20 protein-coding genes are annotated in these 24,595 nt (G+C 72.1%); 7 read left to right on the plus strand and 13 right to left on the minus strand.

The features are described from left to right. Nucleotides 1–164: 164 nt before the first annotated feature. The 4 genes from ACZ63E_RS12940 to ACZ63E_RS12955 form a co-directional block, all read right to left on the minus strand. Complete coding sequence (locus ACZ63E_RS12940; protein WP_465336140.1) at nucleotides 165–1,457, minus strand: S53 family peptidase; 1,293 nt, start codon at nucleotides 1,455–1,457, stop codon at nucleotides 165–167. A gap of 268 nt (nucleotides 1,458–1,725) precedes the next feature. After that, a complete protein-coding gene (locus ACZ63E_RS12945; protein WP_465336141.1) occupies nucleotides 1,726–3,258 on the minus strand; it encodes an ATP-dependent DNA ligase in 1,533 nt (510 codons plus the stop codon). Nucleotides 3,259–3,298: 40 nt separating this feature from the next. Further along, complete coding sequence (locus tag ACZ63E_RS12950; RefSeq protein WP_465336142.1) at nucleotides 3,299–4,987, minus strand: PstS family phosphate ABC transporter substrate-binding protein; 1,689 nt, start codon at nucleotides 4,985–4,987, stop codon at nucleotides 3,299–3,301. A gap of 52 nt (nucleotides 4,988–5,039) precedes the next feature. Continuing rightward, on the minus strand, nucleotides 5,040–5,903 hold the full coding sequence (locus ACZ63E_RS12955; protein WP_465336143.1) for a helix-turn-helix domain-containing protein: 864 nt from the start codon (nucleotides 5,901–5,903) through the stop codon (nucleotides 5,040–5,042). A 99-nt stretch (nucleotides 5,904–6,002) separates the two neighbouring features. On the opposite strand from ACZ63E_RS12955, the gene ACZ63E_RS12960 reads away from it, so the two are divergent. Then, nucleotides 6,003–7,028, plus strand: coding sequence for an aldo/keto reductase (locus ACZ63E_RS12960; protein ID WP_465336144.1), 1,026 nt, complete (start codon nucleotides 6,003–6,005; stop codon nucleotides 7,026–7,028). Nucleotides 7,029–7,032: 4 nt separating this feature from the next. Here ACZ63E_RS12960 and ACZ63E_RS12965 read toward each other — a convergent pair whose 3' ends face one another. After that, complete coding sequence (locus ACZ63E_RS12965; RefSeq protein ID WP_465336145.1) at nucleotides 7,033–8,430, minus strand: class II fumarate hydratase; 1,398 nt, start codon at nucleotides 8,428–8,430, stop codon at nucleotides 7,033–7,035. 148 nt (nucleotides 8,431–8,578) lie between these two features. Between ACZ63E_RS12965 and ACZ63E_RS12970 the strand changes: the two genes are divergently transcribed. The 3 genes from ACZ63E_RS12970 to ACZ63E_RS12980 all read left to right on the plus strand — a co-directional run bounded on the left by ACZ63E_RS12970 (nucleotide 8,579) and on the right by ACZ63E_RS12980 (nucleotide 11,647). After that, nucleotides 8,579–9,889, plus strand: a complete 1,311-nt coding sequence (locus tag ACZ63E_RS12970; RefSeq protein ID WP_465336146.1) for a lipase family protein — start codon at nucleotides 8,579–8,581, stop codon at nucleotides 9,887–9,889. A 53-nt stretch (nucleotides 9,890–9,942) separates the two neighbouring features. Further along, nucleotides 9,943–10,590: a TetR/AcrR family transcriptional regulator gene (locus ACZ63E_RS12975; RefSeq protein ID WP_465314291.1), complete on the plus strand. Its 648-nt coding sequence runs from the start codon at nucleotides 9,943–9,945 to the stop codon at nucleotides 10,588–10,590. Nucleotides 10,591–10,657: 67 nt separating this feature from the next. Next, nucleotides 10,658–11,647, plus strand: a complete 990-nt coding sequence (locus ACZ63E_RS12980; protein WP_465336147.1) for an NAD(P)/FAD-dependent oxidoreductase — start codon at nucleotides 10,658–10,660, stop codon at nucleotides 11,645–11,647. Nucleotide 11,648: 1 nt separating this feature from the next. On the opposite strand, the gene ACZ63E_RS12985 is transcribed toward ACZ63E_RS12980, so the two are convergent. The 6 genes from ACZ63E_RS12985 to ACZ63E_RS13010 all read right to left on the minus strand — a co-directional run bounded on the left by ACZ63E_RS12985 (nucleotide 11,649) and on the right by ACZ63E_RS13010 (nucleotide 16,123). Beyond that, nucleotides 11,649–12,401, minus strand: coding sequence for a S1 family peptidase (locus tag ACZ63E_RS12985; protein WP_465336148.1), 753 nt, complete (start codon nucleotides 12,399–12,401; stop codon nucleotides 11,649–11,651). 9 nt (nucleotides 12,402–12,410) lie between these two features. Continuing rightward, complete coding sequence (gene glpX, locus ACZ63E_RS12990; RefSeq protein WP_465336149.1) at nucleotides 12,411–13,466, minus strand: class II fructose-bisphosphatase; 1,056 nt, start codon at nucleotides 13,464–13,466, stop codon at nucleotides 12,411–12,413. 86 nt (nucleotides 13,467–13,552) lie between these two features. Then, nucleotides 13,553–13,777: an exodeoxyribonuclease VII small subunit gene (locus ACZ63E_RS12995; RefSeq protein ID WP_465336150.1), complete on the minus strand. Its 225-nt coding sequence runs from the start codon at nucleotides 13,775–13,777 to the stop codon at nucleotides 13,553–13,555. Next, on the minus strand, nucleotides 13,774–14,163 hold the full coding sequence (locus ACZ63E_RS13000; RefSeq protein WP_465314286.1) for a hypothetical protein: 390 nt from the start codon (nucleotides 14,161–14,163) through the stop codon (nucleotides 13,774–13,776). The genes ACZ63E_RS12995 and ACZ63E_RS13000 overlap by 4 nt, the downstream gene beginning before the upstream one ends. Next, a complete protein-coding gene (gene xseA / locus ACZ63E_RS13005) occupies nucleotides 14,160–15,395 on the minus strand; it encodes an exodeoxyribonuclease VII large subunit (RefSeq protein ID WP_465314285.1) in 1,236 nt (411 codons plus the stop codon). Before xseA ends, ACZ63E_RS13000 begins: the two co-directional genes overlap by 4 nt. Continuing rightward, complete coding sequence (locus ACZ63E_RS13010) at nucleotides 15,392–16,123, minus strand: lipid droplet-associated protein (RefSeq protein ID WP_465336151.1); 732 nt, start codon at nucleotides 16,121–16,123, stop codon at nucleotides 15,392–15,394. The genes xseA and ACZ63E_RS13010 overlap by 4 nt, the downstream gene beginning before the upstream one ends. A 151-nt stretch (nucleotides 16,124–16,274) precedes the next feature. On the opposite strand from ACZ63E_RS13010, the gene ACZ63E_RS13015 reads away from it, so the two are divergent. Beyond that, nucleotides 16,275–17,270, plus strand: a complete 996-nt coding sequence (locus ACZ63E_RS13015) for a 4-hydroxy-3-methylbut-2-enyl diphosphate reductase (RefSeq protein ID WP_465336152.1) — start codon at nucleotides 16,275–16,277, stop codon at nucleotides 17,268–17,270. A 69-nt stretch (nucleotides 17,271–17,339) separates the two neighbouring features. Here ACZ63E_RS13015 and ACZ63E_RS13020 read toward each other — a convergent pair whose 3' ends face one another. Next, nucleotides 17,340–18,224, minus strand: a complete 885-nt coding sequence (locus ACZ63E_RS13020) for a DUF6542 domain-containing protein (protein ID WP_465336153.1) — start codon at nucleotides 18,222–18,224, stop codon at nucleotides 17,340–17,342. Nucleotides 18,225–19,342: 1,118 nt separating this feature from the next. Next, nucleotides 19,343–20,257 (minus strand): DNA recombination protein RmuC, encoded by a 915-nt coding sequence (rmuC, locus tag ACZ63E_RS13025; protein WP_465336154.1) that lies wholly within the window; start codon nucleotides 20,255–20,257, stop codon nucleotides 19,343–19,345. Between the two features lie 226 nt (nucleotides 20,258–20,483). Here rmuC and ACZ63E_RS13030 point away from each other — a divergent pair, with 226 nt between their 5' ends. Further along, nucleotides 20,484–21,635: an exonuclease SbcCD subunit D gene (locus tag ACZ63E_RS13030; RefSeq protein ID WP_465336155.1), complete on the plus strand. Its 1,152-nt coding sequence runs from the start codon at nucleotides 20,484–20,486 to the stop codon at nucleotides 21,633–21,635. Further along, nucleotides 21,632–24,583: an AAA family ATPase gene (locus ACZ63E_RS13035; RefSeq protein ID WP_465336156.1), complete on the plus strand. Its 2,952-nt coding sequence runs from the start codon at nucleotides 21,632–21,634 to the stop codon at nucleotides 24,581–24,583. The genes ACZ63E_RS13030 and ACZ63E_RS13035 overlap by 4 nt, the downstream gene beginning before the upstream one ends. Nucleotides 24,584–24,595: the final 12 nt, after the last annotated feature.

Genomic DNA, 24,595 nt, shown 5'->3' on the forward strand with positions numbered 1-24,595 from the left:
GCAACCTTTTCCTCCCCCCCCCGCTCGCAGGGGTTTCACGTCCCCCCCCCCCCCCCCCCTCTCCCGCCCCCCCCCCCCCCCCCTCCCCCCCCCCCCCCCCCCTCCCCCCCCTCTTCCCCCCCCCCCCCCCCCCCCCCCCCCCCCCCCCCCCCCCACCCGGTGGTCTACTTCAGCGCCTTGACCAGCGCGGGAACGAAGACCGAGGCGTCGACCGTGCCCCAGCCGCTGGCGATGTCGAAGCCCTTCGCCGCGGTGAAGCCGGTCACGCCGTCCTGGCTGTTGTCGCCTTCGGTGACGTCGACGATGCCCGCCTTGGTGCCGGCCGGGCCCAGCTTCGTGTAGAGGGCGGGGTTGATCTGGCCGAGCTTGCCGTGCTTGGCCTGGACGGCCAGCGCGAGCACACCGGCGAACAGCGGCGCGGACTGCGACGTCCCGAAGACGCCTTCCATGCTGATGTCCGGGAACGAGCGCATCTTGCTGCCGGTGATCTTCTTGACGCCGTCCTGCCAGTTCGGCCGCGCGTACGTCTTGGAGAGGCCCGCGCCTTCGGAGAAGCCGTTGTCCTTGACGTTCACGACGTCGTCCGGCTTCGTGCGCGCGCCGGTCGCGTCGAGGTGCAGCTGGGTGCCGCCGAGCGTCGTGACGCGCGGGTCGGACGCCGGCCAGCTCGCGACGCGGTACGGGTAGTTGCCCGGGCCGTAGAGGTAACCGCCGGTCGGGCCGTCGTCACCGGAGGAGGCGACCATCGTGATGCCGGCCTTGCTCGCGCGGTCGAGCGCCGGGTCGAGCGTCTTGATCGAGTCGAACGACGGGAAGTTCTCTTCGGTGGTGCCGAAGCTCATCGAGATGACGTCGGTCAGCTTGTGCTCGGTCAGGTAGTCGACGGCGTGCATCATCTCGGGCAGGCCGGTGAAGCCCTGTGTCTCGGCGACCGGCGTCGCGGCGACGATGATCTTCGCGTTCGGCGCCAGGGCGTGCATCATCGTGACGTCGAGGTCGGTCTCGCCGCCCCAGCCCTGGCAGGTGGCGGTGTCGACACCGGGGTCGGTGCAGGCCGGGACGGCCCCGGACGGCTCGATGACCTCGACGTTCGCCGGCGGCAGGCCGTGGTTCTTCGAGTAGGTGTCCAGGACCTGCTTGACCTGGTCGTCGCCGAAGGACACCAGCGTCGTGACGGTGCTGCCGGCGCCGGTGATCCCGGCGTTCCACAGCTTCGTCGTGTTGTACGCCGTGCTCTCCTTCGGCAGCGACGCCATCGCCGCTTCCAGCTTCGCGACGCGCTTCTCCACGGTGTTCGCGCCGACGAACGACTGCGCGGCCGCCGAGAAGTGGTGCTTCGACGGCTGGTGCCCGGCGTTCGGCGTGCTCGGCACCGGCGTCGCGCCGGCGGGTGCGGCGAACGCGGTCACGAGCAACGTGGTGCTCGCGAGCAAGCCGGACACAGCGCGCAGTCTCATGCTTTTCTCCCGTGGCTGAAGGAACTCCGTCAGCCACTCTGCTCACGACGGGGAGAAGGCAACATCGACTTTCGTCTTTCCTTTTAGGAGGAAAGCACCCCGAAGACGCGCGATGTCGTGATCAAGACTTTCGTAGCGGCTCCTTTCGGGGGTGGGAAGGGGAATCACGCGTGACTGGGTGGGCATTTCGCGTGATTGGCGAGGCATCACGCGTGATTGAAGGGACGACACGCGTACCTGGGTGGACGACACGTGCCTGGGTGGGGGGTCAGGTTTCTTCTGGGCGGTCGCCGTGGAGGAGGCCGCGGACCGTTTCGATCGTGTCCGCCTCGGCCGGGTCCTTGTCCGGGCGGTAGCGGACCACCCGGGCGAAGCGCAGCGCGAGGCCGCCCGGGTAGCGGGTCGAGACCTGGGCGCTGTCCAGCTCGATCTCGACCACGACCTCCGGGCGGACGTACACCGTCCAGTCGTCGCGGTGGGTCTCGATCTCCTGGAACGTCCTCGTCTGCCAGGCCAGGATCTCGTCGGTCATGCCCTTGAACGTCTTGCCCACCATGATCGGCGGGCCGCCGTCCGGGTCGCGAGCGCCCAGATGGAGGTTCGACAGCGTGCCCGTGCGGCGGCCGTGGCCCCACTCCGCCGCCAGCACCACCAGGTCGATCGTGTGCACCGGCTTGACCTTCAGCCACGCTCGCCCGCGCCGCCCCGCCGCGTACGCCGACGCCAGGTCCTTGACCATCACCCCTTCGTGGCCGGCCTCCATCGCCGCCTCCAGCACTTCGGCCGCACGCGCGACACCGACCTCGCCGGGGATCACGTGCGCCCCGGCGACTTTCCGCAGCGCCGCATTGCGCTCGGACAGCGGCGCGTCCAGCAGGTCGACGCCGTCGAGGTGCAGGCAGTCGAAGAAGTACGGCCGCAGCAGCAGCGCCTTCACCTGCTCCTCGCGCGTGCTGCCGAACCGGCTCATCGTGTCCTGGAACGGCCGCGGCCGCCCGGCGTCGGTGAGCGCCAGGGTTTCGCCGTCCAGCACCACCGACTCGCACGGCAGCGCCCGCACGAGCTCGACCAGCTCCTGGACGCTCCCGGTGATCTCGCGCAGCGTGCGCGTCCAGACGTGCACTTCGTCGCCCTGGCGGTGCACCTGGATCCGCGCACCGTCCATCTTGTACTCGACGATCGCCTCGGCGTGCTCGGCGACGGCCTCCTCCAGCGACTCCGCCGGGGACGCCAGCATCGGCTTGACCGGCGTGCCCAGTGTCAGCCGGAACTCCGCCAGCGCGGCCTGCCCGCCGGTCAGCGCCGCGACACCGGTGACACCCAGCTTCCCGGACAGCATGAACGCCCGCCGCACGTCGACGGCCGGCACCTCGGCCGCCGCCGCGACCGCGTCGACCATCACGCCCTCCAGCGCGCCCTGCCGCAGCTCGCCGGTGACCAGCCGGAACAGGAACTCCTGCTCGCTCTTCGTGAGCCGCTCGAACAGCGCCCGCAGGATCTCCTGCCGCCGGCCCGAGGACCCGGCGCCCGCCGCCACGCCGGCCGCCTCGGTCAGCGCGGAATCCACTTCGAGCACCGTCGCGACCGGGTCGGGCGCGGACCCGGCGCCGAGCCCGGCCAGGGTGCGCCAGCCCGCACCCAGCCTGTCCTGCGCCGTCTGCCCCGTCAGGTACGCGATCACCACCGGCAGCTCGACGAGCTCGGCGGCGCGCAGCACCGCGGCCAGGAGGGCGATCTTCGCCTTCCTGGACCTCGTCGCCGCCAGCTCGGCGGACGCCCGGACTATCTCGCTCAGCAACACCCGGACATCATGACCCGGACTACCGACAATTTCAGGACGGTCAGATGTCCGGCCTGGTGCAGAGGGGGTCGAGCAGGCCGTCCTTGGCCACGCACGGCGTGTACCCGGCGTCCTGCAGCTCGGCCCGCGCGGTCGGGCTGGCCAGGTAGTCCAGGAACCGCTTCAGCACGCTCCCGTTCGACGGCACGCCCTTCGTGTACAGGTACTCGACGGTCCAGAAGCGGTACCCGGCGTCGACGGTCGTGACGTCGGGGTAGTGGCCGTCGAGCTGCACGACGCTCACCTGCTGGTCACGGGCGGCCGCGGTTTTGGCCGCCGGGACGTCGGCGTACCCGATCGCGCCGGGCACCGCCGCGACCTCGGTGAGCACTTCGGCGGTCGTGCCACGCTCGCAGCGCGTGGTGGCGGCCGCCGGGTCGCGCTCGGGCTTGCGGCACGAGTCCGACGTCAGCCGGTCCTCCGCGCCGCCGAGCACCTTCTGCTCGAACGTCTTGCGTGTGCCCGACTCCTGCCCCCGCCCGACGATCCCGATCGGCACCGACGGCCCCGGCCGCAGCTGGTCCCAGTTCCGCACGCGGCCGCTGAAAATGTCCTTGACCTGCTGGGTCGTCAGCTTGTCGACCCCGGCCGCGCGGTTGACGACCAGGCTGTACACGACCACCGCGACGGCCTTCGCCTCGAGCTCGGGGCCGGCCTCGCCCGACCGGCCGTCCGAGAGCACCGCCAGCTCGTCCTTGCCCGCGGCGTCGACGACGGCGAGCGCGCGGACGCCGGTGACACTGCCGGTCGCCTGGGTCGTGATCGCCGCGCCGTCGCACTGGCCGTGGTACTCGCCGGCGATGCCGTTGATGATCGGGACGAACGCGCTCGACCCCTGGACCGACAGCTTCCCGGTGGCGCACAACGCGCTGTCGACCGCCGGCCGGGACCAGGACACGATCAGCGTCGCCAGCAGCGCGCCGGTCAGCAGCACCCCAACCGCTGTCGTGATCACCGGCCAGCCGAACCGGCGCTGCTTGCGGTCGTCCTTGATCCGGCCGGCGGCGAGCCGCGCGTGGTGGTCGATCTCCTTGCTGATCTCGCCGTCGTGGCCCTCGGACTCCCGGAGCACGACGACCAGCTTGAACTTCTCCTTGCGCTTCAAGGAAAGCCGTGCGAACCGGACGCCGTGCCACTCGGGTGCTTCAGGCGGCGGTGCTTCCGACGCGACGAGCCCGGCGAAGCGCTTCGGCAGCAGCGCGCGCACCCGAGAGAGCTTCACGCCTTCGGCGGGCTGCGGGGTCGCGGTGTCGCGCGTGAAGAACTCGAGACCGTCGCGGACGTGCTGGCGCAGGCCGTCGTCGGTGGCGTCGGACACCCGCGCGTCCCAGACGATCCGGCTGCCGAAGGTGAACGAGAGCGGGATCTCGAAGTCCTCCGGCGCGATGTCGAACCCGCCGGTGTTGTGGACGCGGATCACCACGATGCTCATCCGCTCGAGCAGCCGGGCCAGCTGCTCCAGCTGCGGCGCCGCCTGCGCCGAGCCGTTCTCGCCGTCGTGCAGGTCGATCGGGGAGAGGCCGATCTTGGAGTTGTAGAGCACCCGGAACGTCATGCGCCGGCGCCGGATGAAGTAGCGGTCCACGAACGGCGCGGCCATCGCGACCAGCGCGGCGAGCCCGAGGACCAGACTGCCCGAGTCCGAGCTCAGGATCTCGGCGAGAGACTGCATCGTCGCGCCGACGCCCACCGTGCTGCTCCTCTGCCCCCGGCTCCCCCAGATGCAGCAGCCTAGGCAGCGGTCACGCCGGGTGGGTGCGTGCTTGCCGAGTGTTCACCGGTCGTTCACCGGCGGTGATCCAGCTGGCCAGCAGGCCGAGCGCGCGCTCGGTCTCCGACCCCGGTTCGGCGTGGTAGATCACCAGGCCCTGGTCGGGATCCTGGGGCAGGCGCAGCGTTTCGTACCGCAGCCGCAGCTCGCCGACGACGGGGTTGCGCAGCAGCTTCCACCCCTGCGCCTTCTCCTGCACCGCGTGCTCGGCCCACAGCTGCCGGAACCGCTCGCTGGCCAGGGAGAGCTCCCCGATCAGCTGGGCGAACCGCGGGTCACCGGGGTGCCTGCCGTTCTCCGCGCGCAGGTTCGCGACGAGCTCGCGGCAGACCGCGTCGTACTCCGGGTGCAGCTGCTTCGCGCGTTCGTCGGTGAAGATGAGCTTCGGCATGTTGAGCTCGTCGAGGTCGGCGAACGCGAACGCGACCGCGCCCCCGAGCGGGTTCCACGCGAGCACGTCCAGGTACCGGCCGAAGACGAACGCCGGCGCCTGGATGGCGTCGAGCAGCTGCTGCAGCTCGGGCCGGACCCGCTGCGGCGCGTGCTCGTCCCGGCGCCTCGGCGCGGCGAGGTTGCGCAGGTAGGCCTCCTCGCCGGAGGTGAGCCGCAGCGCGCGGGCGAGCGCGTCGAGAACCGCGTCCGAGACGTTCTTCGCGCGGCCCTGCTCCAGCCGCGTGTAGTAGTCGACGCTGATGCCGGACAGCTGCGCCAGCTCCTCACGGCGCAGGCCCTTGACGCGCCGCTGTGTGATCCCGGGCGGCAGGCCCAGGTCGGCGGGGTCCAGTGCGGCGCGGCGCGCCTTCAGGAAGGCGCCCAGCTCGGCTGCGTCACTCATGCCTCCAGTATCCCCGGCTCGCGGCGGCCCGCCTGGTACTGGCGGACCCAGGTTGAGCGTGACCTGGTCCGGCCCGCTCACCGCTTCCAGAGTGGTGGCATGAAACGACGAATTCTGGGCGGCACGGGGATCTCGGTCAGCGAGTACGCGTTCGGCGCGATGATGCTGGGCAAGTGGGGCAATCCGGACCACGAGGAGGGCGTCCGGATGCTGCACACCGCGCTCGACGCCGGCGTGAACTTCTGGGACACCGCGGACATGTACAGCGACGGCGAGAACGAGCGGATCGTCGGCAAGGCCCTGAAAGGCCGCCGCGACGAGGTCGTGCTGGCCACCAAGGGCTTCTTCCAGATGGGCTCCGACCCCAACCAGGGCGGCCTTTCCCGGCGCTGGCTCACCCGCGCGCTCGACGACAGCCTCCGGCGGCTCGACACCGACTACGTCGACCTCTACCAGGTGCACCGGCCGGACCCGACGACCGACATCGAGGAAACCCTCTCGGTGCTGACGGACTTCGTGCGCGCCGGGAAGGTCCGCGCGATCGGGTCGTCGGACTTCCCGGCCGAGCAGATCGTGGAAGCCCAGTGGGTGGCGGATAGGCGGGGCCTGGCGCGGTTCCGCGCCGAACAGCCGCCGTACTCGATCTTCAACCGGGCCATCGAAGCGGCGGTGCTGCCGACCGCGCAGAAGTACGGCATGGGCGTGCTGACGTGGAGCCCCCTGGCCAGCGGCTGGCTGTCGGGCAAGTACCTGCAACCGTCCGATGTGGACCTTTCCGAAGGCCGCCGGACGTTGCAGGCGCACAAGTTCGACCCGGCGCTGCCGGAGAACGCCGTCAAGTTCGAGGCGATCGCGCAGCTGAAGAAGATCGCCGACGACCTGGGCCGCCCGCTCACCCACCTGGCGACGGCGTTCGTCCGGGCGCACCCGGGCGTGACGTCGGCGATCATCGGCCCGCGCACGCCGTCGCAGCTCGACGACCTGCTGGCCGGCGCGGACCTGGTGCTGGACGACGAGGTGCTGGACCGGATCGACGAGATCGTCCCGCCGGGCACGGACCTGAACTCGGCCGAGAAGGACTACACCCCGCCGGCGCTGGCGGACGCGCGCCTGCGCCGGCGGTAGGGAGTCACTTGCCGCCGCGGGCCATGCGGAGGACGTCGAGCGCTTCGTCGAGCTGCTCTTCGGTGAGCTTGCCGTCCTTCACATACCCGCGCTCGATCACGACCTCGCGGATCGTCTTCAGCTCCTTCAGAGCCTGCTTCGCGACCGCGGCGGCCTCTTCGTAGCCGATGTACTTGTTCAACGGCGTCACGATCGACGGCGAACCTTCGGCGTACTGACGGGCGCGATCCACGTTGGCCTTGACGCCGTCGAAGACCTTGTCCGCCAGCAGTCGCGAGACGGCCGCGAGCAGGCGCGCCGACTCGAGGACGTTCCGCGCGATCACCGGCAGGTTGACGTTCAGCTGGAAGTTGCCCGCGGCGCCGGCGAAAGCGACGGCCGCGTCGTTGCCGATCACCTGCGCGACGACCTGCAGCGTCGCCTCCGGGATCACCGGGTTCACCTTGCCCGGCATGATCGACGAGCCCGGCTGCAGGTCCGGCAGCGCCAGCTCGGCCAGGCCGGTGCGCGGGCCGGAACCCAGCCAGCGCAGGTCGTTCGCGATCTTGTTGAGCGACACGGCGATCGTGCGCAGGTGCCCGGACGTCTCGACGACGCTGTCCTGCGTCGCCTGCGCCTCGAAGTGGTCGCGGGCCTCGGTCAGCGGCAGGCCGGTCACGGTGGCGAGCTCCGCGGCGACCGAAGCGCCGAAGCCGTCCGGCGCGTTGAGGCCGGACCCGACGGCGGTGCCGCCGATCGGCAGCTCGCCGAGGCGCGGCAGGCCGGACTTCAGCCGTTCGACGCCGAAGCGGACCTGCGACGCCCACGCGCCGGCCTCCTGGCCGAGGGTGATCGGCACGGCGTCCATCAGGTGCGTGCGGCCGGACTTCACGACGTCGGCCCACTCCTCGGCGCGCACCTCGATCGCGCCCGCGAGGTACTCCAGCGCGGGAATGACGTCCTTGAGGACGGCTTCGGTCGCGGCGACGTGGATGGTCGTCGGGAACGTGTCGTTCGACGACTGCGACGCGTTGACGTGGTCGTTCGGGTGCACCTCCCGGCCGAGGGCGCGGGTCGCCAGCGTCGCGATGACCTCGTTGGCGTTCATGTTCGACGACGTCCCGGAGCCGGTCTGGAAGACGTCGATCGGGAAGTGCGCGTCGTGGGCGCCCTCGGCGACCTCGTCGGCGGCGGCCGCGATGGCCTCCGCGACGTCGGCGTCGAGCACGCCCAGCTTCTGGTTCACGCGCGCGGCGGCGGCCTTGAGCAGGCCGAGCGCGCGGATCTGGGCCCGCTCCAGGCCCCGGCCGGAGATGGGGAAGTTCTCGACGGCCCGCTGGGTCTGCGCGCGGTAGAGCGCGGCGGCCGGCACGCGGACCTCGCCCATGGTGTCGTGTTCGATCCGGTATTCCTGGTCAGCCATGACACCGATTCTGGACCTTTTCGCGGGTCGCCGCGTGGTGGCGTTGCGCACCCCGTTCCGTCGATCGTGTACGCGGCTGTACACGACACCTACTCGCTGGTAGGTTACGGCGATCCGCGTGATCCACCTCATGATTCAAAGGGGAGTCATGATCCGTAACCGCGTTCGTTTCGCCGCGCTCACCGCAGCATTCGCGCTGACCGCCGCCCTCGCGCCGGCGAGCCCGGCCGCCGCCGCGTCGTCCGATTCCTTCTACTCCTACGACGGCAGCGCACCGCTGTCGTCTTACGCGCCCGGGACGGTCCTCAAGACCCGGACGCTGAACTACCACGTCGTCGGGCTCGCGACGCCGGTGAAAGCCATCCAGCTGCTCTACCGCACCACCGACGCGCAGGGCCGGCCGGCCGCCAACGTCACCTCGGTCGTCCGCAGCATCACCGGCGACACCACGAAAGCCGTGTCGTACCAGTCGGCCTACGACTCGCTCGACCCCGCCGACGCGCCGTCGCGGGCGATCGCCGGGGACGTCACCCTCGGCGGCCTGCTGCCCAACGGCGAGTCGCTGCTGCTCCTCCCGTCGCTCCTGCTGGGCTACAACGTCGTCGTGCCCGACACCGAAGGACAGACCGCGAACTTCGCCGCCGGGCCGGAGTACGGCACGAACACGCTCGACTCGATCCGCGCCGTGACGAGCTCGGCCGCCACCGGCATGAACGACGGCACGAAGTTCGGGCTCCTCGGGTACTCGGGCGGCGCCATCGCGACCGGCTGGGCGGCCGCGCTCGCGCCGAGCTACGCCCCCGACGTCAACCGGAAGCTGGTCGGCTTCACCGAAGGCGGTGTGCTCGTCGACCCCGCGCACAACCTCAAGTACGTCGGCGGCAGCCCGGTCTGGTCCGGCGTCATCCCGATGGCGCTGATCGGCGTCGCGCGCGGCTTCGGCATCGACCTGCGGCCGTACGCGAGCCCGTACGGCTTGAAGGTGCTCGACGACCTGGAGCACGCGTCGATCATCAACGCCCTCGGCCGCTACCCGGGGCTGACGTGGCAGAAGATCGCGAAGCCGGAGTACGCGAACCCGAACTCCGTGGCGCCGTTCGTCGACGCGGTCAATAAGGTCAACATCGGGTCCGCGCCGACGCCGTCGGTCCCCGGCTTCATCGCCCAGGGCAACGCCGGGTTCCTCGAAGGGACCACGAGCAACCTCCCGGGCATCGGCACCGGCGACGGCGTGATGGTGGCCGGCGACGTGCGGGCGCTCGCCCGGCAGTACTGCGCCACCGGCAACGGCTCGATCAAGTACACGCAGTACGACCTGTTCAGCCACGTCGGCGGCGCGGCAGCCTGGGCGCCGACGGCGATCGCGTGGCTGGTCGACCGCTTCGCGGGCAAGGCGGCGCCGTCGAGCTGCGGGCACATCCCGGCCGGGAACTCCCTGGCCCCGGAAGAGCCGGCCTGACGCTCACCGGCGGACCGGTCCTCGCGGCCGGTCCGCCGGGTACGGTGCCGCGGATGAGAACCCAGGACCGCCGGCTGCCCAAGGGGCCGCACAGCCTCAGCCGCGAGGAAGTGGCCGGGGCCCAGCGCGCCCGGCTGGTCGAGGCGGTGCTGGCCAACGTCGGGGCACGCGGGTACGCCGCCACGACGGTCGGCCACGTCACGGCGTCCGCGGGAGTGTCACGCACGTCGTTCTACGAGCAGTTCACCGGCAAGCAGGACGCCTTCCTCGCCGCCTACCGCGCGCTGACGGGGGAGTTCCTCGACCAGGGGGTCGCGGTCGCGGCCGAGGCGCCGACCCCGCTGGCCGCCGTCACCGCGTGCGGCGACTTCGTCGTCGGGTACGTGCGCCGCCGCCCGGTGGTCGCCCGCGCGGTGCTCCTGGAGATCTACGCCCTCGGCGACGCGGGCCTCGAAGCGCGTGAAGAGGTGCTGCGCGCGAGTGAAGCGGTGTTCGACCGGACGGCCGCGTGGCTGCGCACGACCGACCCCGACCTGCCGCTCCCGCCGCCGTTCACCGCGCGCACCGTCATCGCCGCGACGATCGAGCTGCTCACCCAGGCCATCTGGCTCGCCACCGACGAGGCCTACGACCGCGCTCGCGAAGCCATCCGCCACACCTGGCTGCTCGGTCTGTTCGGGCACGGCGACATCCCCGCCTGACGCGCCCGGCAAGGCTAGGATCGGCTGTGTTCTCGATCACCGCCATCCACCACTGGCTGGAGCGAGCATGACTGAAGCTTCTGGGGACTCGTACGACCTCGTGATCATCGGCGCGGGCCCGACCGGCCTCTTCGCCGGTTACTACGCCGGGTTCCGCGGGCTTTCGATGGCCATCGTCGACTCGCTGCCCGAGCCCGGCGGCCAGGTGACCGCGATGTACCCCGAGAAGATGATCTACGACGTCGGCGGGTTCGCCGAGGTCCGCGGCCGCGATCTCGTCGACGGCCTGGTGAAGCAGGCCGCGCCGTTCGCGCCGAAGTACCTGTTGGGGCGCAAGGCCGAGAAGCTCGAGAGCGCCGCGGACGGCGTCGAGCTCACCCTCGACGGCGGCGAGACGCTGCGTGCGGGCGCGGTCCTGATCACCGCGGGCATCGGCGAGTTCACCCCGCGTCCGCTGCCCGCCGGCGACGGCTGGCTCGGCCGCGGCATGGTCCACTTCGTCCCGTCGTTCGACGCACACGCGGACCAGCACGTCGTGATCGTCGGCGGCGGCGACTCGGCGTTCGACTGGGTGCTCGCGCTGCACCCGATCGCCGCGAGCGTGACGCTCGTGCACCGCCGTGCCAAGTTCCGCGCCGCCGAGTCGATCGTGCGGCAGGCGCGGGAGCTCGGCGTCCGGATCATCACCGACGCCGAGGTGACGCGGTTCGTCGAGGACGCGAGCGGCGCGCTCGAAGCCGTCGACGTCTCGGTGAAGGGCGCCGAAGACGAGCGGCTGCCGGCCCACTCCGTGGTCGCGGCGCTCGGGTTCACCGCCGACCTCGGGCCGATCGAGAGCTGGGGCCTGGAGATCGACCACCGCGCGATCGCCGTCGACTCGACGATGGCGACCGCGCGCGAACGCGTCTATGCCGCGGGCGACGTCGCCGCGTACCCGGGGAAGGTCAAGCTGATCGCGACCGGCTTCGGCGAGGCGGCAACGGCCGTCAACAACATCGCCGTCGCCCTCGACCCGGACGCGCACCTGTTCCCGGGCCACTCCAGCAACGCCGAGTAGGTCAGGCCTTCGTCTTCTCCGCGATCCACGGCTGGTACGCGACGACGGACGTGTAGATCGACGGCGCCGTCGCGCATTCCGGGTTGTTGTTGCCCGGCCGGCTGGTGACGCCGACGAGCAGCCAGTGGTCGCCGTCGCGCACGACCTCCGGGCCGCCGGAGTCGCCGAAGCACGCTCCGGACTTGCCGCCGGGGTTGTCCGTGCACAGCTCGGCCGTCCCGTCGAACACCGACGTGCACTTCGCGCCTTCGACGATGTGCGTGTCGAGCTGCTGCAGCGTCGCCGGGACCTGGCCGCAGTTGACCTTCGGGCACGTCTGGCCCCAGCCGAGGATGCGGGTCGCCGTGCCGGGCGACGCCGCCGTCGCCAGTGCGACCGGCGCGGCCTTGACCGGCGTCGCCAGCCGCAGCAGCGCGATGTCACCCGCCGGGCTCTGCGTGTTGAACGCCAGGTTCACGATGATGGCGGCGAGCTGGGCGACTTCGCCGCCCTGCCCCGAATCGGCCGTCCCCGCCCGCACCGAAACCGCGGACGGCGCCTTGTCGAACGCGCAGTGCGCGGCCGTGACCACCCAGGTCGGCGCGATCAGCGCGCCCGCGCAGAACAGCTTCCCCGTCGACGAGTGCAGCGACACCGCGAACGGGTACGGCTCACTCGCGTTCGCGCCCCCGACGATGCCGGGCTCGGCCCTGGCGGTGCCGGTGACCAGGACGAACAGGCCGGCGGTCAGCAGGGCGAGCAGTCGCCGGGTCACGGATCTCCTCTACGGCAGCGGGGGCACGATGTCGTCGTCGGGCGTGTCCAGGTGGCCGTCGAAGTTGACCGAGGAGTACGCCCGCAGCTTGTTGAGCCGGTGGTAACCGTCGATCATTCTGACGGTCCCGGACTTGGACCGCATCACGATGGACTGCGTCGTTGCGCCGCCCTCGCGGTAGTGGACCCCGCGCAGCAGGTCGCCGTCGGTGACGCCGGTGGCGCAGAAGAAGACGTTGTCGCCGGTCACGAGGTCGTCGTTCAGCAGCACGCGGTCGAGGTCGTGCCCGGCGCCGATGGCCTTCTCGCGCTCGGCGTCGTCCTTCGGCCACAGCCGGCCCTGCAGCTCGCCGCCGAGGCACTTCATCGCGCAGGCCGCGATGATGCCCTCCGGCGTCCCGCCGATGCCGATCAGCATGTCGACGCCGGTGGTCGGGCGGGCCGCGGCGATCGCGCCCGCGACGTCGCCGTCGGAGATGAACCGGATCCGCGCGCCCGCGTCGCGGATCTCCTTGATGATCTGCTCGTGGCGCGGCCGGTCGAGGACGCACACGGTGACGTCGCCGACGCTGCTGTTCTTCGCCTTGGCCACTCGCCGGATGTTCTCCGCGATCGGCGCGCCGAGCTCCACCTTGCCCGCCGCCTCGGGCCCGACGGCCAGCTTCTCCATGTAGAACACCGCGGACGGGTCGAACATCGCGCCGCGCTCGGCGACCGCGAGCACCGCGAGGGCGTTGGGCATGCCCTTGGCCATCAGCGTGGTGCCGTCGACCGGGTCGACCGCGACGTCGCAGTCCGGCCCGTCGCCGTTGCCGACCTCTTCGCCGTTGAACAGCATGGGCGCTTCGTCCTTCTCGCCCTCGCCGATCACCACGACCCCGCGCATCGACACCGTCGACACCAGCTGGCGCATCGCGTCGACGGCCGCGCCGTCCCCACCGATCTTGTCGCCGCGGCCGACCCAGCGCCCGGCGGCCATCGCGGCGGCCTCGGTCACCCGGACCAGCTCCATCGCGAGGTTGCGGTCGGGCGCTTCACGGCGTTGTGGGGCGCTGGGGGTCGTCATGCGGGCCTCCCGGGGAAGCGAGTTCGGCGGACGCCCAGTCTCTCAGATACCGCGGGTCGGTCCAGTCGCCCGAAGCATGGCAAACGTCACTGGCCGTTGCCGGTTTCGTCCTCGACGGACGCCAGAGCGGCCTCGACGCGTTCGCGGGCGCCTTCGAGGTGCCGCTCACACACCTTCGCGAGCTTCTCGCCCTTCTCCCACAGCGCGAGCGACTGCTCGAGGGACAGGCCACCGGCTTCGAGTTCGCGGACGACCTCGACGAGGCGATCGCGGGCCTGCTCGTAGCCGAGTTCCTCGCTGGCTTCACTCACGCTGGGCGTTCTCCGACCTTCCGGCTTGGGCTGTGCGCGCACACTACCGCGCTGGCCATGGCGTGGTCGTACCCGACGAAGGCGAGGGCGAACTCCTGGCCGTCACCCTCCGCGATCGCCTCTTCGAGGTTCTCCTGCGCCCCCGCGACGCGCTTGCGGTGCCCGGCGCCCTCGGCGAACCACCAGCGTGAACCGACCTGCATCGACGTCGCTTCGGACAGCCGGCGCAGCTGCGGGCCCAGGTCACGGCGCGCGGCCGTCCCGCAGCCGGCGAGCAGCGCCGTCCAGCACTCGGCCGCGGCCCGGTCGGTGCGCACCGCCTGGTCCAGCAGCGGCCATGCGCCCAGGCGGCGAGCCGCGTCCACCGTCAGCGGGAGGAACGTCACCCCTGCTCTCCTTCCGCCACCGCGCCGATCGCGCCGTCACCCACCCGCACGCGCAGCTGGGCACCGGCCTCGACTTCGGAGACGGAGCGGAGTACCTGGAGGTTGCCTTCGGCGTCGACGAACTGCACAACCGCGTACCCGCGGGCCAGCGTCGCGGCCGGCCCGAGCGCGGTGAGCCGGGCCCGCGCGCTCGCGGTCTCGGCCTGGTCCTTGGCGAGCAGGGTCAGCATGGCGCGGCGCGCGCGTTCGCGGTGGACGTCGACGTCGTCCTGGCGGCGCTGGATCGGGCCCAGCGGGTCGGCCAGCGACGGGCGGCTGCGGATCTGGGTCAGCAGCCGCGTCTGGGTGTCGACCCAGCCGTGCAGCGCGCGGCGGCCGCGGTCACGCATCTGCCGGACCCGCTCGGTCTCCTCGCGCAGGTCCGGCACGATCCGCTTGCTCGCGTCGGTCGGCGTCGAACAGCGCAGGTCGGCGACGTGGTCGAGCAGCGGGGTGTCCGGCTCGTGCCCGATCGCGCTGACGACCGGCGTGCCCGCGGCCGAGACCGCGCGGCAGAGCGCCTCGTCGGAGAAGGGCAGCAGGTCCTCGACGCTGCCGCCGCCGCGGGCGATGACGATGACGTCGATTTCGGGATCGGCGTCCAGGATCTTCAGCGCGCGCATGACCTGCGGCACCGCCTGCGAGCCCTGGACGGCGGTGTTGAGCACCTTGAACCGGACGTGCGGCCACCGCGTCTGGGCATTGACCAGCACGTCCCGCTCGGCGGCCGACGCGCGGCCGGTGATCAGCCCGACCCCCTTCGGCAGGAACGGGATCGGCCGCTTGCGCTGCGGGGAGAAGAGGCCTTCGGCGGCCAGCAGCTTCCGCAGCCGCTCGATCCGGGCCAGCAGCTCGCCGATGCCGACCGCGCGGATCTGGTCGGCGCGCAGGCTGATCGTGCCGCGGCCGAAGAAGAACGACGGCTTCGCGTGCACCACCACGCTGGCGCCTTCGCGCAGCGGCGGCTCCATCTCGCGGATCAGCCAGTTCGGGCAGGTGACCGACATCGAGACGTCGGCCGAAGGGTCGCGCAGCGTCAGGAACGCGGTCTGCGTGTTCGGCCGGGAGTTGACCTGCGTGACCTGGCCCTCGACCCAGACCGTGCCGAGCCGGTGGATCCAGTCGCCGATCTTGCGCGCGACGGTCCGGACCGGCCAGGGCTTCTCGGCGGTGCTCGCTTCGGTCTCGGTCACGGGCCTTCCGTGCCGTCGCCGTTTTCCTTCGCCTGCTCGGCCTTGCGGGCGTTGGCGATCCGGCGCGAGAGCATCCCGGTGAAGGACGAGCGGTCGGCGTTCGCGCGCTCGTACTCGAGGATCGTCTCGAGCTGGGCGATCGAGAGCTGGCGCAGCCGCGCCCGCAGCTGCGGGAGGGTGAGCTGGTCGTAGCCGGTCAGCCCGGCCGGGCCGTCGTACCCGCCGGCGCTGGTCCGCGGGGTCTCGTCCTTGGTCTTCTTGTCGACCGCGGGCGTGCCCGGCTTCGGCTTGTTCTCCTCCGCGGCGTCGTTCTCGCCGTCGGCGTGCTCCTCGGCGAGCGCGCGCTCCTCCTCGGCCCACGGGTCGCCGAGCTCCTCTTCGAGCTCGGCCGCTGACGGAACGTGACCGTTGATGTCCGTGATCTCGGACCGGGGCTCGGGCACGTCCGCGACCGGCGCCAGGTTCGGCCGGGCGGGGGAGACGTCGAGGTCCTCGTCGAAGGTCGCCCAGCTGGGCGTGTCCTCGACCGGGCGCAGGCTCGAGAGGGCGTTGTCACCCTTGATCGCCAGCTCGGTGACGTGCTGCTGCACCCGCATGGACGCCTGCAGGACCTGGCTGACCACGGTCACCGGGAGCCCGGCGAGCTGCCGGGGAAGCTCACGAACCCGCTCGGCGGTGCTGACGGCGAGGCCCGCGGCGACCCGGAGGGGGAGCGGGAATGGCTTCATGCGTATAGCCTGCCGCATCTACGCCATCCTGCCCAACCGAAAGGGTGGGTTCGGGTGCTGAGCGTGACCCCACGCACAGCTCTGAAGAGGGACGAAGCTCACCCGAAAGGGACTTCGAGTTCGTCTCGGGACTGCCCGTACCCTGGGTGCCATGAGTTCAGCGAGTCCCGGAATCGAGCCCGCGGGTACCCCGACGATCACCGGAACCGCCTCCGGCAAGCGGGTGCTGCTCGCCAAACCCCGTGGTTACTGCGCGGGTGTCGACCGCGCGGTGATCGCCGTCGAGAAGGCTCTCGAGGTCTACGGCGCCCCGGTGTACGTCCGCAAGGAGATCGTGCACAACAAGCACGTGGTCGAGACGCTGCGCGAACGCGGCGCGATCTTCGTCGACGAGACGTCCGAGGTGCCCGAGGGCGCGCTCGTGGTGTTCTCCGCCCACGGCGTCTCGCCGATGGTGCACCAGGAGGCGGCGGACCGGAACCTGCGCACGATCGACGCGACCTGCCCCCTGGTGACGAAGGTGCACAAGGAGGTCAACCGCTTCGCGAAGGACGACTACGACATCCTCCTGATCGGCCACGAAGGCCACGAGGAGGTCGAGGGCACCGCCGGCGAGGCGCCGGACAAGGTCCAGCTGGTCGACAAGGCCGAGGACGTCGACAAGGTCGAGGTGCGCGACCCGTCGAAGGTGATCTGGCTGTCCCAGACGACGCTGTCGGTCGACGAGACGATGGAGCGCGTCGACCAGCTCCGCGAGCGCTTCCCGGGGCTGGCGGACCCGCCGAGCGACGACATCTGTTACGCGACGACCAACCGTCAGGTCGCGGTCAAGGCGATGGCCGCCGAGTGCGACCTGGTGCTGGTGGTCGGGTCGACGAACTCGTCCAACTCGAAGCGCCTGGTCGAGGTCGCGCTGAAGGCGGGCGCCCGGGCGTCGTATCTGGTCGACTTCGCGCACGAGGTCGACGAAGCCTGGCTTTCCGGCGTGACGACGGTGGGGGTCACCTCGGGCGCTTCGGTGCCGGACGAGCTGGTCATGGACCTGCTGGCCTGGCTGGCCGAGCGGGGCTACGGCGACGTCGACGAGGTCACGACGGCCAACGAGAAGATCACCTTCGCGCCGCCGAAGGAGCTGCGCAAGGTCTGAGCTTGGTGAACGGCGGCCACTTCCCGCTCTCGCTCTCGCTCTCGCGAGAGGTGGCCGCCGTTTCGCGGATCAGCGGTCTTCGTCGTCCCAAGGACGGTTCCGCCGCGGCGGCGCACCCCGGCCGCCGGACGGCCGCCGCGGCGGCGTGTCCCGGCCGTCTTCGGCGGGCGGACGCGGACGTCGCCGCGGAGCATCACCGGCAGCGCGAGGCTGGCGGCGCGGATCACCTTCGTCCGGCCGCGGCGCCCGACGTCCCGCCGCGGGCGGCGGCTTGCGCGCCCCACGGTCACGTTCGGCGGGCGCGGCCCGCTGCGGACGACGATCACCCTCGGCGGGCGGGCGTGGCCGGCGGGGCGGTTCGCCTTCCCGGCCACGCCGGCTCGGCGGCACCGGGGTCTGGCCGGTGCGGTTCGAGCCCGCCGGCCGCGGCCGGTTGGTGCGCGGCTTCTCGTCACCACCGTCGTCGTCGGCGGCGCGCTTGGCCTTCTTCGGGGCGTCCGGGTCGCGCTCGCGGGCGATCCGGACGAACCCGATCAGCAGCGTGATGCCGGTGGTGATGGCCATGATCGGGAAGCCGTTGATCAGCGGGGTGCCGATGCTCAGCACCTTCGAGAGCGTGTCGTCGCCCTCGGAGCCCGAGGTCAGCAGGATCACGCCGGGCACGGTCACGGCCAGCACGAGCGGCGGCATGACCATCGGCCCGAACAGCCCCCGGCGGCGCACCGCGCAGACCGCGATCACGGCCCCGCCGATGTAGAGGACCGTGAAGATCACGGGGATGGTGGTCTGGGTCGGCTTCCCGACGAGGGCGCCGACAACGGCCAGCCCGAGGCCGACGAGAACCGCCGCCCACCACGGAAGCCCCCGCCTCGAACCGACGACAGGACGCTCGTCCCACGGCACGGGGACGTCGTCGGCATCTGGATCGCTCTGGCGATCGCGAATCGCGGTCACAGCACAACACCGTATCTCGTGGTTGTGAAGATCTTGCCAGCACCGCCGCCGACGTGGGTGTATCGCCACCCGGCGGCGTGATTCCGGTGGCGGAGCGGGGTGGTGCTGTGGTGGTGGTCCAGTCCTTTCGGATCGAGGTGCCGGGGCGGGGTTGTCGCAGGTGGGGGCTTTGGGTGCGGTTGGGCGGGGTGGGTGCGCTCGGATGTCGAGGGGACGAGCGCGAACCGCTGCGCGGCCGGGCGCTGCGGTGTTCCCGCTCACGCACCGCTGCGGCGATGAGTGGTCGCCGGATGCTGGCCATCGCCGCGACCTGCCGCTAGGCGGCCGCGAGCGCAGCCCGCCCGGCGGTGGGATGGTCGCTGGTCACCGCAGCCGCCAGGCGAGCCATGCGTCGCGAGTGCTGGGGGCGCGTGGCTAGCCGCAACTCTCCGCTGCCGAAGTTGGCGCGAGCGCAAGCCGCTGCGCAGCTGCGCTCGCCCGCCGTCCGAGCCGTGGAGGGCTCGCCGGGTGCCGAGGGCGAGTCTTGCGGCAGACGCAGGTCGCTGCATGCGATCGCGCCCACGTGCCGCCGAGCACCTCGTCACCTTGCGAGTGTCGAGGCGAGCAGCGAGCGCATCTCGCTGCGCGAACGCGCCACCGCGCATATGGGCCTCGCCCGGTGCCGAGTCTCGCCGCGAGGGCTGGCCGGCGCGAACGAGGGCCACCGAGCGCTGCGAGCGCGGGGCTGCTCCGCGCTCGCAGCGCCGTCGCGCACATTGCCACCTCACAGGGCACCATGGCTCGCCGCGAACGCAGGACCGCCGCGCGCTGCCAGCACTGCCGCGGGTAGCCCGCGGTGGCCGCCGACCCGTGCGCCGCCAGCACTGCTGCGGGCCTTCCCGCCCTGGCCGCCGACCTGCGCACTGCCGCGCGCCGTCCCCGCGCTGGCCGCAGTCCGCTCGCCACCGCGGCCTCGCCCCGCCATGGCACTCCCCGCGGCATCCGCGCGGTCGGTTCGCGTACCCAAGCGATCGCCTCGCCGACCGACCTACAGACACCCGAGCCATCCGTCCGCGACCCGGCCCGAGGACCCGCCGTCCAACCGCGACCCGGCGCGAAGAGCCAGCCGCCGCCAAACCTCAGCTAGCCGCCAGTTCGTCTCCCTTCCGCACCGGAGGAACCGGCGCCGGGCTCCCCGACGCCTCACTGAGCGGGGCCACCGTCGCCCGGAAGGTCTCCAGCGCCTCCAGCTCTCGCCTCCGGGCCGACAGGAACCGCTGGAGATGGGTGCTCGACAGGTTCAGTGCGTCCACCGCGCCGCCCGCTGCGCGGTGGGCCGCCGCTGCTCCCGTGCGGACTGCGTCGATGTCCGCTTCGAGTGTTCGGTCGCTGGCCGCGAACAGGGCCGCCGAGGCCAGGACTCCGAAGCCGGTCGGGCCGCACAAGAACACCCGGCGGTCGATGAGCCAGCGCAGCAGCTCCGGGTCGGTGTCCAGCGCCGCGACCACCGCCGCGTCGGACGGGACGAACATGATCGTGCCGTAGATCGCGTCCGCCCAGCGTTGGTAGCCCTTGCCCGCCAGCTCGGCCGCCCGTGACCGGATCTGCCGGACGTGCGTGCGCAGCGCGTCGAGCCGCTCCTCCGGGTTGTCCGTCTCCACCGCTTCGGACCACGTGGCCATGCTCGCCTTCGCGTCGACCGGCACCGTGCGGCCGCCGCCCACCCGCAGGATCATGTCCGGCTTCGCCGCGCCGCCGCCGGCCAGGTCGGTCTGCAACGTGAAGTGGAGCTCCTCGCGCAACCCCAGCGCCCGCGCCGTCTCTACCAGCACCTGCTCGCCCAGCTCGCCGCGCCCGCTGATCGACGCGAACGCCACCTCGTACCGCCGCAACGCCAGCTGCTGCTGATCCGCCTTGGCCCGCTCCGCCGCCACCAGCCGGGCCGCCGCGTCCGCCCGGCGCATCCCGTCGTTGTACAGCCGCCACAACACCGCCACGGCGAACAACAGCAGGACCGCGAGCACGATCGCCGCCGTGGTCAGCACTGTCGCCACTGGTCTCTCCTCCCTCCGGGCCGCCTGGATCGGACCGCGGGGACATCATGGCGGACCGCACCGACAAAAATCGCACCCGTTCCGTCGCTCCGGGTAGCTGACCTGCAAACAAATCGGCCGCACGCAGGGCGTGTCCGATCCGCACGCTCGTGTTAGTACACACGTTCGAGTGAGCTGGCGGCGAGTCGGCGCGATTTCGTCGGAGCCGGGTCGTACCTTGGCCACCGTGAGATTCCTGCACACCTCCGACTGGCACGTCGGCCGCACGTTCCACGGCGCCGACCTGCTCGCGGAACAGGAAGCGGTGCTCGGGCACCTCGCCGACCTCGTGGCCGGCGAGGCGGTCGACGCCGTCCTGGTGGCAGGCGACATCTACGACCGCGCGGTGCCCTCGGCCGAGGCGGTCCGGGTGGCCACCGCGGCCGTCGCCCGGATCCGCGCGGCCGGCGCGCAGCTGGTCGTCACCCCTGGGAACCACGATTCGGCGCCCCGCCTCGGCGCCTTCGCGGAGTTCGCCGCGGCGGGCGGGCTGCACCTGCGTACCACTGTCGGCGGGCTGGCCGAGCCGGTGCTGTTCGACGACGACCACGGGCCGGTCGCCGTCTACGGAATCCCTTACCTGGAGCCGGAACCGGCCCGCCACGCGCTGGGCGTGCCGGAGGCGCGCGGCCACACCGGCGTGCTCACCGAGGCCATGCGCCGGATCCGCGCGGACCTCGGAACCCGGCCGGGCACCCGGTCCGTCGTGCTCGCGCACGCGTTCGTCACCGGCGGCGAACCCACGGATTCGGAGCGCACGATAGCGGTCGGCGGGGTCGAGCAGGTGCCCGGCTCGGTCTTCGACGGCGTCGACTACGTCGCGCTCGGCCACCTCCACGGCCCGCAGACGCTCGCCGAGCACCTGCGGTACTCCGGCAGCCCGCTAGCGTACTCGTTTTCCGAAGCGCGGCAACGGAAATCTGTCTGGCTGGTCGACCTGGACCACAGTGGACTCGCCGAGGTCCGGCGGCACGAGCTGCCCGTCCCGCGCCAGCTGGCCACCCTCCGCGGCGAGCTCGAAAGCCTGCTGGTCGCGCCGGAACACGACACGCTCCTCGACCACTTCCTCTCGGTCACGGTCACCGACCGGGTGCGGCCGGTGGACGCGATGCGGCGGCTGCGCGCGCGCTTCCCCCATGCCGTGCACCTGGAATGGGAGCCCGAGGGCGGGTCCGCCGGCGCCCCGCTGCGGTACTCCGACGCCGTGCGCGGCCGGTCCGACATCGAGATCTCGCGCAGCTTCCTCGACGACTGCCGCGGCGCCCCGCCGACCGAGAGCGAAGAGAAGCTCCTTTTCCACGCGCTCGAAGCGGCCGACCGGGGGGCGCTCGCGAAATGAGGCTGCACAGGCTGGAGGTCGAGGCCTTCGGGCCGTACTGCGCGCGCGAAGTGGTCGACTTCGACGTGCTCGGCGCCGACGGCCTCTTCCTCCTGCACGGCGAAACCGGCGCGGGCAAGACCACCTTGCTCGACGCGATCGCGTTCGCGCTGTTCGGCGTCGTCCCCGGCGCGCGCAACGAGGCGAAGCGGCTGCGCTGCGATCTGGCCGAGCGCGACCAGATCACCGAGGTCGCGCTCGAACTCACCGTGCAGGGCCACCGCCTCAAGATCGTGCGCAATCCCGAGTACCAGCGGCCGAAGCGGCGCGGCGAGGGCACGACCACGCAGCAGGCGCGCGTCTCGCTGAGCTGGGTCGGCACCGCGCCCGCCGGGCTGCCGCCGGAGGGCCTGATCCGGATCGAGGAGGTCGCGCGCACCGTCGAGCGGCTGCTCGGGATGACCGCGGCCCAGTTCTTCCAGGTGGTGCTGCTGCCGCAGGGCGAGTTCGCCCGGTTCCTGCGGTCGGACACCGCCGAGCGCGAGAAGCTGCTGGAGCGGCTGTTCGGCACCGAGCGCTTCGCCGACGTCGAACGCTGGTTCGTCGACCTGCGTGCCGAGCGCGGGCGGTTGCTCTCGGAACGCCAGGGCGAAGTGCGAGAGCTGCTGGCGAGGTATGCGCAGGAGGCGCAGCAGGATCCGCCCGAAGACGCTGTGGCCGAGTGGGTCGGCAGCGTGCTCGCGACGGCGGAAGAGCGCGTCGGGCAGGTCACCGCGGAGGAAAACCGGGCCCGGTCAGCCGCGCAGCGCGCCGACGTCTACCTGCAGGAAGAACGCGCGGGCGCCGAGAAGATCCGCCGGGTCCGCACCGCGCACCTGCGGCTCGTCGAGATCACCGAGCAGGCGCCGCAACGCGCCGAGTGGGCGCAGGAGGTCGCGGCCGCGCGGCGGGCGGCCGGGGTGGCCGTCGAGGCCGAGCTGCTGGACCGCCGGGCCGCCGAACTGACCGACGCCGAGCAGGCGGAGAAAGCACGAGGGGTCGAGCTACGCGAGTTCGGCACCCGGGCGACCGGCGACCTAAAGGCGCGCGCGGCCACCGCGCGTGAAGAAGCCGGCGCGGTGGCGGAGCTGGTCGCCGAGGCCGAGCAGCAGGAGCTCGACGTCATGCGGCGCGACGACCGGAAACTGGCCGCCGTCACCGCCGGGCAGCAGGTCGAAGAGCTGACGGCCGAGCTGGCCGCGATCCCCGGCCAGCTGGGCAAACTGCGGTCGGACGCCCTCGCGGCGGCCGAAGCGGAAGCGAAGCTCGACGGCGCCCGCGCCCGGGTCGACGAGCTGAGGACCTTCGTGCGCGACGCGGCCGAGCTGCCCGAGGCTCGCGCGAAAGTCGGGCGTGGCGAAGCGAAGCTGCGCGAAGTAGTCGACGCGCACCAGGCGGCCCGGCAGCACCGGCTCGACCTGCGTGAACGGCGCCTCGACGGGATGGCGGCGGAGCTGGCCGCCGCCTTGCCGGCGGGCGGGCCTTGTCCGGTGTGCGGGTCGGCCGAGCACCCGGCGCCCGCGAACCGGGACGTCGAGCTCGTCGACCCGGCCGAGGAGCGGGCCGCCGAGGAAGCCGAGCAGGCCGCCGACGCGGTGCGGCAGCGGGTCGTCGTCGCGCTGGAAGAGGCCAAAGCGCGGCTGGCGGGCCTGCTGGAGCGGCTCGGCGAGCGCACAGCCGAGTCGATCACGGCCGAGCTGGCCGAAGCCCGTGCCGCGGTCGGTTCGTTGACGCAGCAGGCAGCGGCGAAGGCGAGGCTCGGCGAGCAGGTCGTCTTGCTGGAACGCGACCTCGAGCTGCGGACCGAGCGCCGGCACCGCGCCGAGCAGGCGATGGCCGAGGCCACGGCCGACGTCCGGGCGCTGGACGAACGGCTCGCCGAGCGCGAACGCCGTCTGGTCGCCGGGCGGGGTGAGTTCGCGGACGTCGGCGCCCGGCGAACACACCTGATCGGGCTCGCCGGCGCCTTGGAAGCGGTCGCCGAAGCCAGGACGGCGGTCGCGGGCGCCCGGGAACGCGTCGCCCAGCAGCGCACGCTGGTCGAGGCGGCGGTCAAGGCGAAGGGGTTCACGTCGCTGAAGAAGGCACGGGCCGCGATGCTGCCGGACGAACAGATCGAGAAGCTGGAGCAGGGCATCGCCGAGGCCGAAGCGGCCGCGGCGGGAGCGCGGGCGCTGCTGTCCGAACCGGACCTCTTCGGGATCTCGCCGGACGACGTCGCGGACGTCGGCCGTGCGGCCGACTCGGCGCAGCTGGCGCGGGCCCGCGCCGACTCGGCGTACGCGGCGCTGCGGGTCGCCACCACGCAGCACGAGGAGCTGGACCGGCTGGCCGGCCTGCTGCGCAAGGCGCTGGCCGGGCTCGCCCCGGCCGAAGCGGAGTACGCCGAGCTGCGCGCGCTGGCCGACGTGGTCAACGGGCGCGGGCAGAACAGCCGGAAGATGTCGCTGCGCTCGTACGTGCTGGCCGCGCGCCTGGAGGAGGTCGCCGTCGCCGCCACCCACCGGCTGCGGACGATGAGCCAGGGGCGCTACTCGTTTGTGCACTCGGACGCGGCCGGCGCGCGCGGCACCCGCGGCGGCCTGGGCATCGACGTGCTGGACGACTACTCCGGCACGATCCGCCCGGCGAAGACGCTGTCCGGTGGCGAGTCGTTCCTCGCGTCGCTGGCCCTGGCGTTGGGGCTGGCCGACGTCGTCGCCGGGGAGACCGGCGGCGCGCTGCTGGACACGCTGTTCGTCGACGAGGGCTTCGGCACGCTGGACGCCGAAACCCTCGACGTCGTGATGAACATCCTCGACGAGCTCCGCGCGGGCGGGCGGGTCGTCGGCCTGGTGTCGCACGTCGAGGAGCTGCGGCAGCGCATCCCGACCCGGCTGCGCGTCCGGAAGTCCCGCACGGGCTCGACCGTGGAGGTGCGTGCCGGCTGAGGACTCGGACAA

Source organism: Amycolatopsis sp. NPDC104819 (assembly GCF_055583145.1).